The following is a 17454-nucleotide window of genomic DNA, read 5'->3' on the forward strand; positions in this document are numbered from 1 at the left end:
ACATGAGCGGCCATGACAGAAGAACTCCATATCGTCGGCGGTGGCATGGCGGGCTCGGAAGCGGCCTGGCAAGCGGCGAATGCCGGCATCCGCGTGGTGCTGCACGAAATGCGGCCCAAGGTCGAAACCTTTGCGCACCAGACCGGCAACTATGCCGAGATGGTCTGCTCGAACTCGTTCCGCTCGGACGATCACGAGCGCAACGCCGTGGGTCAGCTCCATTGGGAGATGGGCGCTGCGAACGGGCTGATCATGGACACGGCGCGCAAGCATCGTCTGCCCGCAGGCGGTGCGCTGGCCGTGGACCGCGAGGCGTTTTCGCAATCCGTGACCGAGGCACTGCGCGCCCATGAGAATATTTCCTTTACGGAGGAAGAAGTTACCGAGCTTCCTTCAAGCGGCAAATGGATCTTCGCGACCGGCCCGCTAACCTCGGAATCCTTGGGCAAAGCGATCCTGCAAGCGACCGGCGAAGAGCGTCTGGCCTTCTTCGACGCCATTGCCCCCATCGTCTATGCCGACACGATCGACATGTCCGTCGCGTGGCGTCAGTCGCGTTACGACAAGGGCGAGACCGAGGAAGAGCGCACGGCCTATATCAACTGCCCGATGACGAAGGACGAATACGAAGCCTTCATCGACGCGCTTCTCGCGGCCGACAAGACCGAGTTCCACGAGGGCGAAACCGCGGGCTATTTCGACGGCTGCCTGCCGATCGAGGTGATGGCCGAACGCGGCCGTGAAACCCTGCGTCACGGGCCGATGAAACCGGTCGGGCTGACCAATGAACACGATCCGCAAACCAAGGCCTGGGCCGTGGTGCAACTGCGCCGCGACAACGCGCTTGGCACGCTCTACAATATCGTGGGCTTCCAGACCAAGATGAAGTACGGCGCGCAAGCCGATGTTTTCCGGATGATTCCGGGACTTCAGGATGCCAAGTTCGCGCGTCTCGGCGGCATCCACCGCAACACCTTCATCAACTCGCCGACGCTGCTCGATGCGCAGATGCGGCTGAAATCGCACCCGAACCTGCGCTTCGCGGGCCAAATCACCGGAGTCGAGGGCTATGTCGAGAGCGCCGCGATGGGGCTGCTGGCGGGTCGTATGGCCGCCGCCGAGCTTCAAGGCCGAGAACTGCCGCCGCCGGGACCCGAAACCGCGATGGGGGCGTTGATCACCCACATCACCGGCGGGGCCGAGGCGAAGACATTCCAACCGATGAACGTCAATTTCGGGCTCTTCCCGCCGATCGACGCCAAGGGCGGGCGGCGTGGCCGCAAAGACCGCTACAAGGCCTATACCGATCGCGCCAAGACGGTCTTCGGCGACTGGCTGGCGCGGCAAGGAGAGACTGTATGAATTACGTTCTGGCCCTGTTTTTGCCACCGCTTTCTATCGTGCTCATCGGGCGCATCTTCCTTGCGATCCTCGTCTTCGTGATCTGGATTCCGGCGATCATCTTCTCGGGCGGGCTGACGCATCCGATGTTCATCGCCCTCGCCTGGATCCTGATCTATCAGGCGCATGCGGATCGCCGCGCGGGCGGTTGATTTGGCGGGGTGCGCGCGTCGATGATCACACGCTTCGCCCCCTCGCCAACGGGCCCGCTGCATCTGGGCCACGCCTATAGTGCGATCTTCGCGCATGACATGGCGCGCAAGGCGGGCGGCCAGTTCTTGCTGCGGATTGAAGATATCGACCAAAGCCGCGCGCGACCGCATTGGGAAGAGCAAATCTACGACGATCTGCGCTGGCTTGGGCTGAGCTGGGACGGGCCGGTTCTGCGCCAGTCGGACCGCTTGAACGTCTATCGCGAAGCCCTTGAAAGGCTTTGGGAAAGCGACCTTCTCTTTGCCTGCACCTGCACGCGGCGCGATATCGAGGCGGCAGCCTCCGCACCGCAGGAAGGCGTGCAATACGGGCCCGACGGTCTGATCTACCCGGGCACCTGCCGCGAGCGCGGCGCGCGAAAACCCGGGACGCCACTACCGGACAGCGCACTACGCCTGAACATGATCCGTGCCGCCCGCGATATCCGTTTCGAGGAAATCTGCGCGCTGCACAAAGGCACACATAACGTCTCCCGCGCCGATCTGATCGACAAGGTGGGCGATGTCGTACTCGCGCGGCGCGAGATGGGCACGTCCTACCACCTCGCCGTCGTGCTCGACGATACCGCGCAAGGCATCACCCATGTCACCCGCGGCGCCGACCTGTTCGACGCCACGCAGATCCATGTGCTGCTTCAATATCTGCTTGAACTTCCCACGCCAACCTATTGTCATCACGACCTAATCCGTGACGAGAATGGCAAGCGCCTCGCCAAGCGCGACGACGCCCGCGCCATCGCGAAATACCGCGAGGACGGGGCCACCCCGGACGACATTCGCCGCATGGTCGGGCTGCCCGCTTCCTCTTGACGGAAATATCCTCCCCGAAGGGTCGCTCTCAGTCTTCCATCGGCGTGAGGATTTCAATCTCCTCGCCATCGCGGATCGCGGTATAGAAGCACGACCTGCGATTGGTGTGGCAAGCCGGGCCTTCCTGCTCGACCAGCACCAAAAGTGCGTCGCGGTCGCAATCCACCCGCATCTCGCGCAGGCGCTGCACATGGCCCGAGGTCTCGCCCTTCACCCAGAACGATTTCCGCGAGCGCGACCAATAGGTTACGCGCCCTGTTTCAAGTGTCTTCGCTACGCTTTCCGCGTTCATCCATGCCATCATCAGGATATCGCCCGAGAGCGCATCCTGTGCGATCGCGGGGATCAAACCGTTGGCGTCATAGGTCAAGCTGGCGGGATCGAATGGCATCGGCTCTTTCCTTCCTGTGGCTCAGGTCCTATCTACGCCGGACGGGCCGAAGGGGAAAGAGATGAGCGACACCGATCTGATCAAGCTCTATTCGCAGCGTATTCTGGCGCTCGCCGCCGATATGCCGGGCACCGATCCGCTCCCCGCGCCTGATGTGACCGTACGCAAGCGCGCGCCGCTGTGCGGCTCCACGGTCGAGGTCTCGCTGACCTGCACGGATGGCCGCGTCACGGGCTATAGCCAGACCGTGCATGCATGCGCGCTGGGTCAGGCCTCGGCTGCGATCTTCGGGGCGCAGGTGGTGGGCCGCACGCGCGACGAGGTCGCGAAGCTGCGCGATCAGCTGGCCGAGATGCTCAAGGGCGGCCCCGTCCCCGATGCGCCTTTCGGCGAATACGAGGTGCTGCAAGCCGCGCGCGACTACCCCAATCGGCATGGCTCAATCCTGCTCGCCCCCGAGGCGACGCTCGAAGCGCTCGAGCAGTGCTGAGCCGCTAACCTCTCTCCCTCGCGATAAAAAAGCCGCCACTCGAAAGAGCGGCGGCTGAAGTTGCGCTTTACGGACAGGCGGGCCTGGGGGACAGGCGAAGCCGCAGGTTTGGGACAGGTGCGGCAGCCAAAAAGCGCGAGGCAGTAACGATGAGACAGGTCGGGCTTAGAGGAGCCCCGGCAGCCAAAGCGCCATGATGAAGCTTGCGCAAAGCGCGATGCCCCCCACGGCGTCGGCCAGCAACGTGCTGTGATTGCGGTCGAGAAGTTCCTTGATTTCCTTGGCCATCTGGCACCTCCATTCCCTCTGTTGCCTCTTTGTTCTCACAATTGACGTCGCGTGTAAAGAACTTTTTAGGAACATTTGAGAACACTGGGGGAGAACGTGGGTCGAACGGGGCTCAGCCGATGCCGATCAGACGGATCGCGCGGTCCTGTTCCATCAGCCACAGCAGCACCCGCGCCGCCTGTCCGCGCGGGCCGCTCAACTCGGGATCGTCGGACAGGAGCTTGCGCGCATCCGACTGCGCGACCGCCATCAGACCGGCCTGGCGTTCGAGGTCAGCCACGCGAAAGCGCGGCAGGCCCGATTGCGCCGTGCCGATCACATCGCCCGCACCGCGCATGGCGAGGTCTTCCTCGGCGATGCGGAACCCGTCCTCGCTTTCGCGCAGGATCGACAGGCGCCGTTCGGCCGTCTCGCTCAGGGGAGTCTGGTAGATCATCAGGCAGGTCGAGGCCGCAGCGCCGCGCCCGACCCGCCCGCGCAACTGATGAAGCTGCGCAAGACCGAAACTCTCGGCCCGCTCGATCACCATGATCGAGGCGTTGGGCACGTTCACGCCCACCTCGATCACCGTCGTCGCGACCAGCACACGGGTCTGCCCCTTCACGAAGGCCGCCATGGCGGCATCTTTCTCGGCCGACGGCATCTGGCCGTGAACCAGCCCCACGACATCGTCGCCAAGCGCCGCGCGCAGCGCCAGAAAACGGTCGGTCGCAGAGCTCAGATCGACACGCTCGCTTTCCTCGACCAGCGGGCAGACCCAATAGGCCTGCCGCCCCTCGGCCACCGCCTTTCGCAGATGCTCAACCACTTCGCCCATCCGCTCCATCGCGACGAGCGCGGTCTTCACCGGCGTCCGGCCCGGCGGCTTCTCGTCGAGAAGGCTGACATCCATGTCGCCATATTGCGCCAGAGCGAGCGAGCGCGGGATCGGCGTCGCGGTCATCACCAGCACGTCGACCGCCTGCCCCTTGGCGCCCAGCTCCATCCGCTGCGCCACGCCGAAGCGATGCTGTTCGTCGATCACGGAAAGCCGCAAATCCTGAAATTCCACGTCTTTCTGAAAAACCGCATGGGTGCCCACGAGGATGCCGATCGCGCCCGAGGCCAGATCGGCGAGCTTGCGCGCCCGCTCCGCCCCCTTGTCGCGCCCGGTCAGGATATCCAGCCGGACGCCCGCCGCCTCGGCAAGCGGCGCCAGACCTTCGAGATGCTGGCGCGCGAGGATTTCCGTGGGCGCCATCATCACGCCCTGCCCGCCAGCCTCGACCGCCGTCAGCAGCGCCATGAAGGCGACCAGCGTCTTGCCCGCGCCGACATCGCCCTGCAGCAGCCGGTTCATCCGCCGCTCGGAGCCCAGATCGCCCGCGATCTCGGCAATCGCGCGGGTCTGAGCGCCGGTCGGCTTGTAAGGCAGGCTCGCCAGCACCTGCGCCGAGAGCTTGCCCGTGCCACGCGTCACCCGGCCCTTCTTGCGCCGCGACTGACGCCGCGCGAGCGCGAGCGTCATCTGGTGGGCGAAAAGCTCGTCATAGGCGAGACGCGCGCGTGCCGGCGCAGTGGCCGAAAGATCGTCAATCTTTTCAGGGTGATGCGCCGTTTTCACCGCATCCTGCCAGTCGGGCCAGCCCTCGCGGCGCTTGAGCGCATCGTCGATCCATTCCGGCAGGTCGGGCGCGCGCGCCAAGGCCCCCTCCGCCGCCTTCGCCATCAGCTTTTGCGTGACGCCCGCGGTGAGCGGATAGACCGGCTCGAACCGCGGCATCTCACCCGCATTCTCGGGCGGCAGAATGTAATCGGGATGCACGATCTGCGCCTGCCCGTCATATATCTCGAGCTTGCCCGAAATGATCCGCCGCGCCCCGTTGGGCATCTGTTTCGCGAGCCAGTCGCCGCGCGCGCGGAAGAAGACCAGCGTGATATCGCCCTGCGCGTCATGGCACAGAACCCGATCGGGCGCGCCTTGTTTGCGCGCGGGGCTATGAGCGCCGATGGTCACTTCGACGGTGACGGTGGTGCCTGCAGGCACACCCTGCACGGTCGCGACGGGGCGGCGATCGATCACGGAATAGGGCAAGGTGAACAGCACATCGCGCGGGCGGGTGATCCCCAACCCTTCGAAATGCTTGGCCGTTTTCGGGCCGACGCCCGCAAGACTGTCGAGCTCGGCAAAAAGCTCGAAAAGCTCTGCGGGCCGCGTGCTCATGCGCCCCCCGCGAGCGCGATCCATTCATCCTCGTCGATGACACGGATGTTCAACTCGGCCGCTTTCTTAGCTTTCGAACCCGCGCCGGGGCCAGCCACGAGCAGGTCGGTCTTGGCGCTGACCGAGCCCGAGACCTTGGCGCCAAGCGCCTCGGCGCGCGCCTTCGCCTCGGCCCGGGTCATCTTCTCCAGCGTGCCGGTGAAGACGACGGTGAGGCCCGAAACAGGGCTGTCGGATTTCGGCTTCTCGGCCTCCTCGACACTCAGATGCGCGGTGAGGCGGTCGATCGAAGCGCGCTCGGCCTCTTGCTGGAAGGTCGTCACGACCGAGGTCGCGAGCGTCTCGCCGACCCCGTCGATCGAGATCAGATCGTCCCATTCCGGGCCCTGCCCGCAGTCTGCCTGCGTCATCGCGGTCTCGAACGCCTCCCATGTGCCGTAATGCGTGGCGAGCATCCCGGCGCTAGTCTCGCCGACATGGCGAATGCCGAGCGCGAAGATCAGGCGTTGCAGCGGGATCGTGCGTTTTTCTGCGATGGCGGCGAAGAGATTGCGCGCGGATTTCTCGCCCCAGCCCTCGCGGTTCTTGAGCTGCTGGAGGCCCTGACCGTAGCGCTCTTCCAGCGTGAAGATGTCGGCGGGCTCCTTGATCCAGCCATCCTCATAGAATTGCTCGACCTGTTTCGCGCCGAGCCCTTCGATATCGAAAGCCGCGCGGGAGACGAAATGTTTTAGCTTTTCCACGGCTTGCGCGGGGCAGATCAGACCGCCCGTGCAGCGGCGCACCGCATCGCCCTCTTCGCGGATCGCCTCGGATCCGCAGCGAGGGCAATGGGTCGGGAAGTCGTAGGGCACCGCATCGTCGGGACGGCGCGTGAGGTCGACATCGGCGATCTTCGGGATCACGTCGCCCGCGCGATAGACCTGAACCCAGTCGCCGATGCGGATATCCTTGCCGCCGCGGATCTCGGCGCCCTTGGAATCGTGCCCGGCGATGTAATCCTCGTTATGCAGCGTCGCGTTCGAGACGACGACGCCGCCCACGGTTACCGGCGTCAGCCGCGCGACCGGCGAGAGCGCCCCGGTGCGACCGACCTGAATGTCGATCCCTTCGAGCTGCGTCCAGGCAAGCTCGGCGGGGAATTTATGCGCGATCGCCCAACGCGGCGTGGTCGAGCGGAAGCCGAGGCGGCGCTGCAGCGCGAGGTCGTTCACCTTGTAGACGACGCCGTCGATATCGTAGCCGAGCGTGGCGCGCTTGGCCTCGATTTCGCGGTAATGGCTAAGCATATCGGCGGGGCCGTCGCACAGCTCGGTCATCGGGTTGGTCTGGAAGCCGAGCGATTGCAGCCGCGCGATGGCGTCGATCTGCGTCTCGGCCAGCGGCGCGGACAGCTCGCCCCAGGCATAGGCGAAGAATTTCAGCGGGCGCGACGCGGTGACTTTCGGGTCGAGCTGGCGGAGCGATCCGGCGGCGGCGTTGCGCGGATTGGCGAAACGCTTTTCGCCCGCGGCCTCGTTTCGGGTATTGAGCGCCTCGAAATCGGCGTGGCTCATATAGACCTCGCCGCGGACTTCCAGCACGTCGGGCGCGTCCGCGATGGACGTTGGAATATCGTCGATGGTGCGGGCATTCTCGGTGACGTTTTCACCGACCTGACCATCGCCGCGCGTTGCGGCATGGATCAGTTTCCCCTTCTCGTAGCGGATCGACAGCGAGAGACCGTCGATCTTCGGTTCGGCCGTGTAGTTGAGCGGCGCGTCGGATTTCAGGCCGAGGAAGCTGCGGATGCTTTCGTCGAATTCGGTCACGTCCTCGTCGGAGAACGCGTTGGCGAGGCTCATCATGCGGATCGCATGGGTGATCTTGCCGAAGCCTTCAGCCAGCTGCCCGCCAACCTGTTCGCTGGGCGACTGCTCCGATTTCAGCGCGGGGAATTTCGCCTCAATCGCCGCGAGCCGCTGCTTGAGCGCGTCATACTCCGCATCCGAAATCTCGGGCGCGTCGTGGGTGTGATAGGCGGTATTGGCCGCCGCGATCTTCGCGATCAGCTCGGGCAGCTCGGCGCGGGCCTCGGCCTCGCTCAGCGCGTCGATCTCGGTGCGGCTTGGCTCGGACATAAAAAGACCCCCTCGTGCTGACCTTGGTTTAGGCAAGCGCCGAGGGGGCGTAAAGAGCCGTGACGACGGAGATCATCGGCTTTCGGGACGTCAGGCACCCATAGCGATGCGACGTTCCAACTCGGACGGGTCCGGATCGCGCAGCACATAGCCGCGGCCCCAGACGGTTTCGATGTAATTCTCACCCTCGGTGGCATCGGCGAGCTTCTTGCGCAGTTTGCAGATGAAGACGTCGATGATCTTCAATTCGGGCTCATCCATGCCGCCATAGAGGTGGTTGAGGAACATCTCCTTCGTCAGGGTCGTGCCCTTCCGGAGGCTGAGCAGTTCGAGCATCTGGTATTCCTTGCCAGTCAGATGCACCGGCTTGCCATCGACCTCGACCGTCTTCGCATCGAGATTGACCGAGATCTTGCCGGTGCGGATGATCGATTGGGCATGGCCTTTGGACCGGCGGATGATCGCGTGAATGCGCGCCACCAGCTCCTCGCGATGAAACGGCTTCGTCATGTAGTCATCGGCGCCGAAGCCGAATCCCTTGATCTTGTTCTCAGTGTCGTCCGCGCCGGTGAGAATCAGGATCGGCGTGTCGATCTTCGAAAGACGCAATTGCCGCAGCACCTCGTGCCCGTTCATATCAGGAAGATTGAGGTCGAGCAGGATCAGATCGTAATCGTAGAGCTTCGCGAGATCGATTCCTTCCTCCCCCAGATCGGTGCAGTAGACGTTGAGATTCGCGTGCGTCAGCATCAATTCGATGCTGCGCGACGTCGTCGGGTCGTCTTCCACCAATAAAATCCGCATCCTGGGTTCTCCGCATTAATCCCTCGATCGGGGTCGAGACTTACACCAAATGGTTAACACCGGGTTACCTTGTCACGATTCCGTTACATCGCAATCTAAAGTTGTTTCAACTTCTGGATCGCGGTGACTTTAAGCCCCTGAATCCCGTGCCTTTCGACCCCCTCGATCCAGAGATCCAATTCCTCGTCAGAGAGCGCGTAACGCTCCAGAACTTCGTCGCGGGCGATCAACCCATGCGCGACCGCCTGCACGATCACCGCTTTTCGGCTCGCCACCCATCGTCGGGTTTTCGGAGAGGGCAGATCCGCGCGCGTCAGGATCGTGCCGTCGGCGAGGGTCACCGCGCGCGGACCATCGACTTTCTTGAGATACATGGGCTCACCCCTTCAAGCTCTTCACGCCGACCACACTGGCGCGCGGGCCCTTAACACTGCGTGAAACGCGGGGTTGAGAGTGGGTCGCATTTTCCTATATTGCTGCACGTCTCGTTAAAGGACGCTTCATCATGCCCAAGGATCTGCCGCTCAATTCGCTCGGTTTCGCCAAACCGCCCGCGGACACCCGCGTCGTCGTCGCCATGTCGGGCGGCGTCGATAGCTCGGTCGTGGCCGCCAAACTGGCCGAGGAAGGCTATGACGTGGTGGGCGTGACGCTGCAGCTTTACGACCATGGCGCGGCGCTGGCCAAGAAAGGCGCGTGCTGCGCCGGGCAGGACATCCACGATGCGCGCCGCGTGGCCGAGGAAATGGGCTTTCCGCATTACGTGCTCGATTACGAGAACACCTTCCGCGAGGCGGTGATCGACGAATTCGCGGACGCCTATCTTGGCGGTGCGACGCCGGTACCCTGCATCCGCTGCAACGAGCGTGTGAAGTTCAAGGACCTGCTGGAGACGGCGAAGGACCTCGACGCCGATTGCATGGCGACCGGCCATTACATCCAGCGCAAGGACGGTGTGACCGGGCCCGAGCTGCATTGCGCAGCCGATGCGAACCGCGATCAGAGCTATTTCCTGTTCTCGACCACGCCCGAGCAGCTCGATTACCTGCGCTTCCCGCTGGGCCACCTGCCCTCGAAGGATGCGACGCGGGAACTGGCGGCGAAATACGGGCTGGCGGTGGCGGACAAGCCCGACAGTCAGGATATCTGCTTTGTGCCGAATGGGAACTATGCGAGCGTCATCGAGAAGCTGCGCCCCGGCGCGGCCGATCCCGGCGATATCGTGGATATGGAGGGCAACGTCCTCGGCCAGCATCGCGGCGTGATCCATTACACGATCGGTCAGCGGCGCGGGCTTGGCATCGGCGGGCTCGAAGACCCGCTCTATGTGGTGAAGCTCGATCCGGACACCCGCCATGTGGTCGTCGGCCCGAAAGAGGCGCTCTCCACCCGCACCATCCCGGTGCGCGAGATCAACTGGCTGGGCGACGAGCCCTTCACCTCGCGCAAGGAGTGGCATCTGAAGGTCAAGGTCCGCTCGACCCGCCCGCCGCGCGAAGCGATCATCCGTCCGATCTCGGAAACCGAGGCGGAAGTCGAACTGGTCGTGCCAGAGGAAGGCGTCAGCCCCGGTCAGGCCTGCGTGTTCTACGCGCCCGAGGACAGCCGCATCTTCGGCGGTGGCTGGATCTACAAGAAGTAAGCGCCGAATAGGCCCGCAAACAGCACTGCGCGCGGCGAGCCCGTCTAGCTTGCCGCGCCTAACTATCTGTCGGATCACTCAGACCGGCACGTCTCCGAGGCTCACCCCGTGCTTGCCGACCCGAGTCGTCACTTTTTTCCGACCGCCTTGGCGAGCGCTTCGCCCTCTTCGGTGGCCGAGCGCACCGCGCGCTCCGCAATCCCCGTCATCGAGGTCGCGAGCTTCGTCATCTCGGCGGTGTAATCGCTGGCCGTGCGCTGCCAGAATTCGCCCCAGAGGCTCATCGCGCGCATCGGATCGGGCGTTTCCGCCAACTGGGTGACCATCTCCTGGTCGCGCTCGAAGCGGGTCTTCAGAAACTCGAGCAGCTCGATATTCTGCGCGATCATCGATTCCATCATCTTGAGCTGCGGTGCCATCACCGAGCTTACCGACCCCATATCCGGCACTGGCATACAGCCAGCCATGTTCATACCGGGTGCGGATTTCTTCTGTGCCATGTCAGCCTCCCTTGTGACTGGATGTCGCGAGCGTAGCATGGGTGCGACGCACAGCGTTTGATTTGGAACAATCGTAGCGCGAAAAGCTTGGCTCAAGGCAAATGCCGAAAATTTGGGCCGAGATCGCGCGCCCGCGTATGCATTTCGAGCGTTAGCGTAAGTGAAGGACCGATGGCCGAGCCGCTTCTGATCCCGCGCCCCGAGGGGCTCTACTGCCCTAGCGGCAATTTCTACATCGACCCGAGTCGCCCCGTGGCGCGCGCGCTGATCACGCACGGCCACGCCGATCACGCGCGCGCAGGCCACGGGCATGTGCTTGCCACGCGCCAGACGCTGGAGATCATGGCGATCCGCTATGGCAAGGATTTCGCGGGCCAGCGGCAAGCCTATGAGGGGCCGCTCTCCGTAGGCGGCGTGGATGTCAGCTTTCACCCGGCGGGACATGTGCTGGGCTCGGCGCAGATCGCGATCACGCATCGCGGGCAGCGGATCGTGGCGTCGGGCGATTACGCGCGCGTCTCGAACCCCTCCTGCGCGCCTTTCGAACCGGTGCCCTGCGACACGTTTATCACCGAGGCGACCTTCGCGCTCCCGGTCTTCAAGCATCCCGGCCCGGCTGACGAAATGGCCAAGCTGATGGCCTCGATGCGGGCCGCGCCGGAGCGGCCGCATCTGGTGGGCGCCTATGCGCTGGGCAAGGCGCAGCGGGTCATCATGCTGGCGCGCGAGGCAGGTTACGACGCGCCGATCTATATCCACGGCGCGCTGCAAAAGCTCTGCGACTATCACATCGAGCAGGGCATCCCCTTGGGCGATCTGCGCCCTGCCACGATGGACAAGGCCGAGGCGCGGGCGTTGCGCGAAGCGCTGGTGATCGCGCCCCCCTCGGCCTTCTCCTCGCCTTGGGTGCAGCGCTTCGCCGATCCGGTGATCTCTTTCGCCTCGGGCTGGATGCAGATCCGGGCGCGCGCCCGCCAGCGCGGCGTCGAAATGCCACTGGTGATCTCGGACCATATCGACTGGGTGGACCTGACGCGCACGGTGCGCGAGGTCGATCCGTCCGAGCTGTGGATCACCCATGGCCGCGAGGAGGCGCTGATGCGCTGGGCCAAACTGGAGGGGCGCTTCGCCCGGCCGCTGCACCTCGTGGGCTACGAGGAGGAGCCGGAATGAAAGCCTTCGCGGTCCTCCTCGAACGGCTCGCCTTCACGCCGGGGCGAAATGCCAAGCTCGACGTGCTGGCCGATTACCTGCGCCATGCGCCGGATCCCGAGCGCGGCTACGCGCTGGCGGCCCTGACCGGAGAGCTGGAGCTGGGCCGCGCGCAGCCTGCGGTATTGCGCGCGATGGTGGGCGAACGGGTCGATCCCGAGCTCTTCGCGCTGTCCTATGACTATGTCGGCGATTTGGCCGAGACGATCGCGCTGATCTGGCCGCAGGAGAACACCGCCCAGGACGTCGATCTGGTCGAGATCGTCGAGACCTTGCAGGACACGCCGAAAACCCGCGCAGGCCCACTGATCGCGGGCTGGCTGGACCGGCTCGAGCCCTCCGAACGCTATGCGCTTCTGAAGCTTGCGACCGGGGGGCTGCGCGTCGGTGTCTCGGCGCGGCTTGCGCGGGTGGCGCTGGCCTCGGTCGGCGCGCCGGACTTGGAGGAGATCGAGGAAATCTGGCACGGGCTCTCGCCGCCCTATCAGCCGCTTTTCGACTGGATCGAAGGCGGCGAGAAGCCCGAGCGCGCGGGCTTTGCGCCCTTCCGGCCGGTGATGCTGTCAACGCCGACCGATCTCGACGCGCTCACCGACCTGCCGCCCGACGACTTCGCCGCCGAATGGAAATGGGACGGCATCCGGGTACAGGCCGTGGCGGAGGGCGGCGAGCGGCGGCTCTATTCGCGCACCGGCGAGGATATCTCCGGAGCCTTTCCCGATGTAGTTGCGTATATGGGCTTCGAGGGCGCGCTCGATGGCGAGTTGATCGTGCGGCGCGGCGATCAGGTCGCGCCCTTCGGCGATCTGCAAAAGCGGCTGGGGCGGAAGTCTCCGGGCAAGGCGACGCTGGCTTCGCATCCGGCGGCGCTGCGCCTCTACGACATCCTGATCGAAGGCGAAGAAGACCTGCGCGCCCTGCCCTTCGACACCCGCCGCACGAGGCTGGAGGCCTTCGTTGCCGATCTCAATCCCGAACGGTTCGACGTCTCGGAGTTGCTACCCTTCGAGACGTGGGACGACCTTGCGAGTTTACGCGAAGCGCCGCCCGAAGTGGTGATCGAAGGCGTGATGCTCAAACGCCGCGACACGCCCTATATGGCGGGCCGCCCCAAGGGGCCGTGGTTCAAGTGGAAACGCGATCCGCGCATCATCGACGCGGTGATCCTCTACGCCCAACGCGGACATGGCAAACGCTCGGGCTTCTATTCCGATTTCACCTTCGGCGTCTGGGAAGGCGAGCGGCTCGTGCCCGTGGGCAAAGCCTATTCCGGCTTCACCGACGAAGAGCTGCGCCGCCTCGACCGTTTCGTGCGCAATCACACCGTGGAACGCTTCGGCCCGGTCCGGTCCCTGTCGCCCGATTTGGTGGTGGAGGTCGCCTTCGAGGGGCTCAACCGCTCCACCCGGCACAAATCCGGCGTCGCGATGCGCTTCCCGCGCATCTCGCGCATCCGCTGGGACAAGCCCGCAGGCGAGGCCGATCGGATCGAGACGCTGCGCGCGATGCTGCCCGAGGTCGAGCAGCCCTAGCGGGTCAGCACATAGGACCCCGGCGCATCGCAGAGCGGGCGATACTTGCGCCCCTTGCCCATGGGCGGCGGCGCGATCTCCTGCCCGTCGCCCGTCTTGCGCAGCCATTTCGCCCAAGGCTCCCACCACGACCCTTCGCGGGGCTCACATTCCGCAGCCCAGTCCGACGCGGAAGGATGCAGCATGCCGGGGCGGTGCTCCATCAAGCGATAGCTCGCGCGCGGCGCACCCGGCGGGCGCACGATCCCGGTATTGTGCCCGCCCGAGACCAGCGCGAAGGTGACGGCGCCCGGCAGCGACCATGTCAGCTTAAAGACCGAATGCCAGGGCGCGATGTGATCGGTCTGGGTCGCGACGGCGAAGACCGGCGTCTCGATATCCTGCAGGAAGACCGGCGTGCCGCGCGTGTCCATCCGCCCCTCGGCCAGATCGTTGTCGAGGAACAGCCGGCGCAGATATTGCGAATGCATCTTGTAGGGCATCCGCGTCGCGTCGTGGCTCCACGAGGCCATCGCGCCATCCGTCTCGCGCTCGCCCATCAGATAGGTATGAACCGCCTGCGACCAGATCAGGTCCTTCGATTTGAGCATGGTGAAAGTGCCCGCCATCGCGGTCTTGTCGAGATAGCCCTCCTCCCACATCATGTCTTCGATCAGGCTGAGTTGATCTTCATTGGTGAACAGGCTCAATTCCCCGGCCTCGGTGAAATCGACCTGCGCCGCCAGCATCGTGAGCGAAGCCAGCCGGTCATCGCCATCGCGCGCCATCGCCGCCGCCGCGACCGACAGAAGCGTGCCGCCGAGGCAATAGCCCAGCCCGTGAACCTTTTCCGCCCCGGTGATCTCGCAGAGCGCATCGAGCGCCGTCATCACGCCCTCTTCGCGGTAATCGTCGAAGCCCAGATCGCGGTCGCCCTCGTCGGGGTTCTTCCACGAGATCGCGAAGACGGTGAAACCCTGCCCCACGAGCCAGCGGATCAGAGAATTCGTCTCCTCCAGATCGAGGATGTAATATTTCATGATCCATGCCGGCACGATCAGCAGCGGCACCGAATGGACCTTCGGCGTGCTGGGCTCGTATTGCAGCAACTCGATCAGATCGTTGCGCAGCACCACCTTGCCCGGCGTCAGCGCCACGTCGGTTCCCGGGATCAACGTGGGCTCCGGCTTGGTGTCGCCGGTCATCACCTTGACCGCATCCTCGCCCCAATAGCGCGCCCCGCGCATGAGGTTCACGCCGCCCTCTTTCAGCGTCTGGGCAAGGACCAGCGGATTGGTCGCGATGAAATTCGTGGGCGACGCCATGTCGAGCCATTGCCGCGCGTAGAACTGCATCATCTGTTCATGGCGTGCCTCGACCCCGCGCACATCCGTCGTGGCGTTGTGCCACCATTGCTGGGCATGGAGGAAACTCTGCGCATAGAGGGAATACGGGAACTTCTGCCAATCGGGCGCAGAGAAGCGGCGGTCCTGCGGCAGCGGCTCGAGCGGCTGCGCGCCCTCGTCGTCGCTCCGGTGCGGCGCCATCTCGCGCATCAGGTGCATCCATTTGCGGCCCGCTTTCCAGCCCAGTTCGGCCTGCTTGCCGGGGCTGAGCGCAAGATGGGTCGCCCAATCGGAAAACGCGAGCCCGAGCGAAATCGGAGACAGCCCGCCTTCGGCCCGGCCCATCAGCGCGTGAGACAACCGATCGAGACGTTCGAACGAGGCCAGCGCCGCGCTGTGCTCCTCGGCCTGAGGCGTGTCGGCCTGTGCAGATTTGCCCGCAGCTTTCCCTGCGCCCTTGCGCGGTGGCGTTTTGTCTCCGGCCATATCCTTCATCCCGCAGCCTCCTAGCGTTGCGATTCCGCGCAGAACTTACCGCAAAACCGATGACAGTGGTTTGACCTGACGCAAGAGAACGCGCCACCGCAACGCCTCACGCAAATAAGAGCCGATCTCACATGGGCGGGAGGCGGATGAAATATCGGAACTGAGGCATTGCTGCATCGGTTCACCCTGCACATCTCGAGACGCAAGGGCAAAGGCGAGATGGCAAACCGGGACACGCCACCCCCGGGGAGCGCTGTCCGCTGCCGATGCCCCGCGACATACGGATACGACATACGGAAAGGCCGGGTTTCTCTCTCCACCCTTCCCTCTGCCTGGGTTTCCGGCACGACCTGCTTCCGGGTTCTCCTGTCTCTCTTGCCCGGAAGCAGGCCCCTTCACTCCCAACTCCCCGCCCCTCTCGGGCGGGGCTTTTCTTTACCCGCCTCACCTGCGCGATAGAGCACGCAAGCCTGCGCGCGGCCGCGGGGTGACACCGTGCGCCTGCGTGCTAGCTATGCCCGGTCATGTTGAGCAGGCTTCGAGACAATATCATTCCGCTGACGGTCGCGCTGTCGCTCCTGATGGAGCTGATCGACGCGACCGTTCTGGCGACCGCGATCCCGGTGATCGCGCGGGACCTTTCGGTGCCGGTGCTGTCGCTCAAGATGGCGATGGCGACCTATCTGATCGCGCTCGCGGCTTTCGTGCCGATCTCGGGCTGGATCGCGGATCGCATCGGGGCGCGGCGGACTTTCCTCGCGGCGATGGGCGTGTTTCTCGTGGCCTCGCTTCTCTGTGCGATCCAGACGAGCCTGACGGGGCTGGTGCTGGCCCGCGCGCTGCAGGGCATCGGGGCGGCGATGATGAGTCCGGTGGGCCGGTTGATCGTGCTGCGCCACACCTCCAAGGAGGAGATGACCCGCGCGATGGTCTACGTCACCCTGCCCGCGCTGATCGGCCCGGCGCTGGGCCCCTTCGTGGGCGCGACGGTGACGACCTTTCTCGGCTGGCGCTCGATCTTCCTGATGAACTTGCCGCTCGGCGCGCTGGCGATCTGGCTGACGCTGCGCCACATGCCCGCCGACGGCCCTCCCGAGCCGAAACCGTTCGACTTCCCGGGCTTCCTGCTGTCTGCCGTGGGGCTGGCGGCGGTGATGACTGGCTTCTCCGCGCTGGGCGAGCATATCCTGCCATGGCAGGCCGCCGCGGGCCTAAGCGTTGCGGGTGTGGCGCTGCTGGTCCTTTACTGGCTGCGGGCGCGCAACACGGAGGAGCCGCTTCTCGATCTGCGACTGTTCCGGCACCGCACCTTCGATGTCTCGATCACCGGCGGGCTGATTTTCCGGCTGTCGAACGGGGCGATCTCGTTGCTGCTACCGCTGTTCTTTCAGCTGGGGCTTGGTGCCTCGGTGATGGTCTCGGGCGCATTGACGGGTCTGAACGCGGTGGGTGCGGTCAGCCTGCGGACCTTCGTGCCGCGCATCCTCGACCGGTTCGGCTTCAAATGGGTGATGATCTGGGCGGCGGTGATCCGCGGCGCCACGATCTTCGGCTTCCTCACCGTGACGAGCATCCATGACTGGCAACTGATCCCGCTTCTGCTGATCGGGGGCGCGGCGCAATCGGTCGTCTTCACCGCGATCAACTCCATCGGGTTTGCCGATCTCGACACGCGCGAGATGAGCCCCGCCACCGCCTTCACCGCGATGAGCCGTCAGGTCTCGCTCGCGCTCGGCATCGCGCTGGCGGGCGTGGTGCTGGAGCTGACCGCAGGCTCGGCGGCGACCACGACAGGGGCCGAGATGATCCCGATCCACGCCTTCCTCTGGGGCTTTGCGATTGCGGGCGCGACGGGGCCGCTCTCGGCGCTCTATTTCCTCCGCCTGCGCCGGGGCGATGCCGACGGGCTGCGCCGCAAACGCCGGACGGTGGAGCCATACGGTTCGGCCAAGGAGCGCTTCCGCGCGCCGCAATCCAAACAACGTGAACCAGCCGAATGAGCAGTGCTGCACCGGACCCGAAAAATCGGGGATGCGCA

The 17454-nt window shown here is 64.8% G+C and carries 16 protein-coding genes; 8 read left to right on the top strand and 8 right to left on the bottom strand.

The window, feature by feature from the left end; genetic code table 11:
* Positions 1-12 precede the first annotated feature (12 nt).
* Genes trmFO through gluQRS form a run of 3 tightly spaced genes read left to right on the top strand, consistent with a single transcriptional unit; the run spans position 13 to position 2423 of the window.
* Positions 13-1362, top strand: coding sequence for a methylenetetrahydrofolate--tRNA-(uracil(54)-C(5))-methyltransferase (FADH(2)-oxidizing) TrmFO (gene trmFO / locus F8R15_RS08620; RefSeq protein ID WP_152844301.1), 1350 nt, complete (start codon positions 13-15; stop codon positions 1360-1362).
* Entirely contained in the window at positions 1359-1553 is a 195-nt protein-coding gene (locus F8R15_RS08625; RefSeq protein ID WP_078540846.1) for a hypothetical protein, read from the top strand. Before trmFO ends, F8R15_RS08625 begins: the two co-directional genes overlap by 4 nt.
* A gap of 21 nt (positions 1554-1574) precedes the next feature.
* A complete protein-coding gene (gluQRS, locus tag F8R15_RS08630; protein ID WP_152844302.1) occupies positions 1575-2423 on the top strand; it encodes a tRNA glutamyl-Q(34) synthetase GluQRS in 849 nt (282 codons plus the stop codon).
* A gap of 28 nt (positions 2424-2451) precedes the next feature.
* Here gluQRS and hisI read toward each other — a convergent pair whose 3' ends face one another.
* Positions 2452-2814 (bottom strand): phosphoribosyl-AMP cyclohydrolase, encoded by a 363-nt coding sequence (gene hisI, locus F8R15_RS08635; protein WP_152844303.1) that lies wholly within the window; start codon positions 2812-2814, stop codon positions 2452-2454.
* Between the two features lie 61 nt (positions 2815-2875).
* Here hisI and F8R15_RS08640 point away from each other — a divergent pair, with 61 nt between their 5' ends.
* Positions 2876-3304 (top strand): iron-sulfur cluster assembly scaffold protein, encoded by a 429-nt coding sequence (locus tag F8R15_RS08640; protein WP_078571040.1) that lies wholly within the window; start codon positions 2876-2878, stop codon positions 3302-3304.
* Positions 3305-3469: 165 nt separating this feature from the next.
* Here the strand turns inward: F8R15_RS08640 and F8R15_RS21920 are convergent, their stop codons facing one another.
* From F8R15_RS21920 to F8R15_RS08660, 5 genes are all read right to left on the bottom strand, one after another.
* Positions 3470-3592, bottom strand: a complete 123-nt coding sequence (locus tag F8R15_RS21920; protein ID WP_255266459.1) for a hypothetical protein — start codon at positions 3590-3592, stop codon at positions 3470-3472.
* 112 nt (positions 3593-3704) lie between these two features.
* Positions 3705-5795 (bottom strand): ATP-dependent DNA helicase RecG, encoded by a 2091-nt coding sequence (recG, locus tag F8R15_RS08645; protein ID WP_152844304.1) that lies wholly within the window; start codon positions 5793-5795, stop codon positions 3705-3707.
* Positions 5792-7915 (bottom strand): NAD-dependent DNA ligase LigA, encoded by a 2124-nt coding sequence (gene ligA / locus F8R15_RS08650; RefSeq protein WP_152844305.1) that lies wholly within the window; start codon positions 7913-7915, stop codon positions 5792-5794. Before ligA ends, recG begins: the two co-directional genes overlap by 4 nt.
* Positions 7916-8005: 90 nt before the next feature.
* Positions 8006-8719, bottom strand: coding sequence for a response regulator transcription factor CtrA (gene ctrA / locus F8R15_RS08655; RefSeq protein ID WP_075774873.1), 714 nt, complete (start codon positions 8717-8719; stop codon positions 8006-8008).
* 95 nt (positions 8720-8814) lie between these two features.
* On the bottom strand, positions 8815-9093 hold the full coding sequence (locus tag F8R15_RS08660) for a DUF1153 domain-containing protein (protein ID WP_078520740.1): 279 nt from the start codon (positions 9091-9093) through the stop codon (positions 8815-8817).
* Positions 9094-9224: 131 nt separating this feature from the next.
* Between F8R15_RS08660 and mnmA the strand changes: the two genes are divergently transcribed.
* A complete protein-coding gene (gene mnmA / locus F8R15_RS08665; protein WP_152844306.1) occupies positions 9225-10361 on the top strand; it encodes a tRNA 2-thiouridine(34) synthase MnmA in 1137 nt (378 codons plus the stop codon).
* 128 nt (positions 10362-10489) lie between these two features.
* On the opposite strand, the gene F8R15_RS08670 is transcribed toward mnmA, so the two are convergent.
* On the bottom strand, positions 10490-10861 hold the full coding sequence (locus F8R15_RS08670) for a phasin family protein (RefSeq protein WP_165756948.1): 372 nt from the start codon (positions 10859-10861) through the stop codon (positions 10490-10492).
* A gap of 171 nt (positions 10862-11032) precedes the next feature.
* Here F8R15_RS08670 and F8R15_RS08675 point away from each other — a divergent pair, with 171 nt between their 5' ends.
* Positions 11033-12034 carry a ligase-associated DNA damage response exonuclease gene (locus tag F8R15_RS08675; protein ID WP_152844307.1) on the top strand — a complete coding sequence of 334 codons (1002 nt, stop codon included), beginning with the start codon at positions 11033-11035 and terminating at the stop codon, positions 12032-12034.
* Positions 12031-13605 carry a cisplatin damage response ATP-dependent DNA ligase gene (locus F8R15_RS08680; RefSeq protein ID WP_152844308.1) on the top strand — a complete coding sequence of 525 codons (1575 nt, stop codon included), beginning with the start codon at positions 12031-12033 and terminating at the stop codon, positions 13603-13605. The genes F8R15_RS08675 and F8R15_RS08680 overlap by 4 nt, the downstream gene beginning before the upstream one ends.
* Here the strand turns inward: F8R15_RS08680 and F8R15_RS08685 are convergent.
* Positions 13602-15416 carry an alpha/beta hydrolase gene (locus F8R15_RS08685; RefSeq protein WP_152844309.1) on the bottom strand — a complete coding sequence of 605 codons (1815 nt, stop codon included), beginning with the start codon at positions 15414-15416 and terminating at the stop codon, positions 13602-13604. The two genes, F8R15_RS08680 and F8R15_RS08685, sit on opposite strands and share 4 nt — an antisense overlap.
* 527 nt (positions 15417-15943) lie before the next feature.
* On the opposite strand from F8R15_RS08685, the gene F8R15_RS08690 reads away from it, so the two are divergent.
* Entirely contained in the window at positions 15944-17416 is a 1473-nt protein-coding gene (locus F8R15_RS08690; RefSeq protein WP_172976192.1) for an MFS transporter, read from the top strand.
* The last annotated feature ends 38 nt before the right edge of the window (positions 17417-17454 follow it).

The sequence above is a fragment of the Thioclava sp. JE_KL1 genome, from assembly GCF_009296265.1.
GTDB lineage: Bacteria > Pseudomonadota > Alphaproteobacteria > Rhodobacterales > Rhodobacteraceae > Thioclava.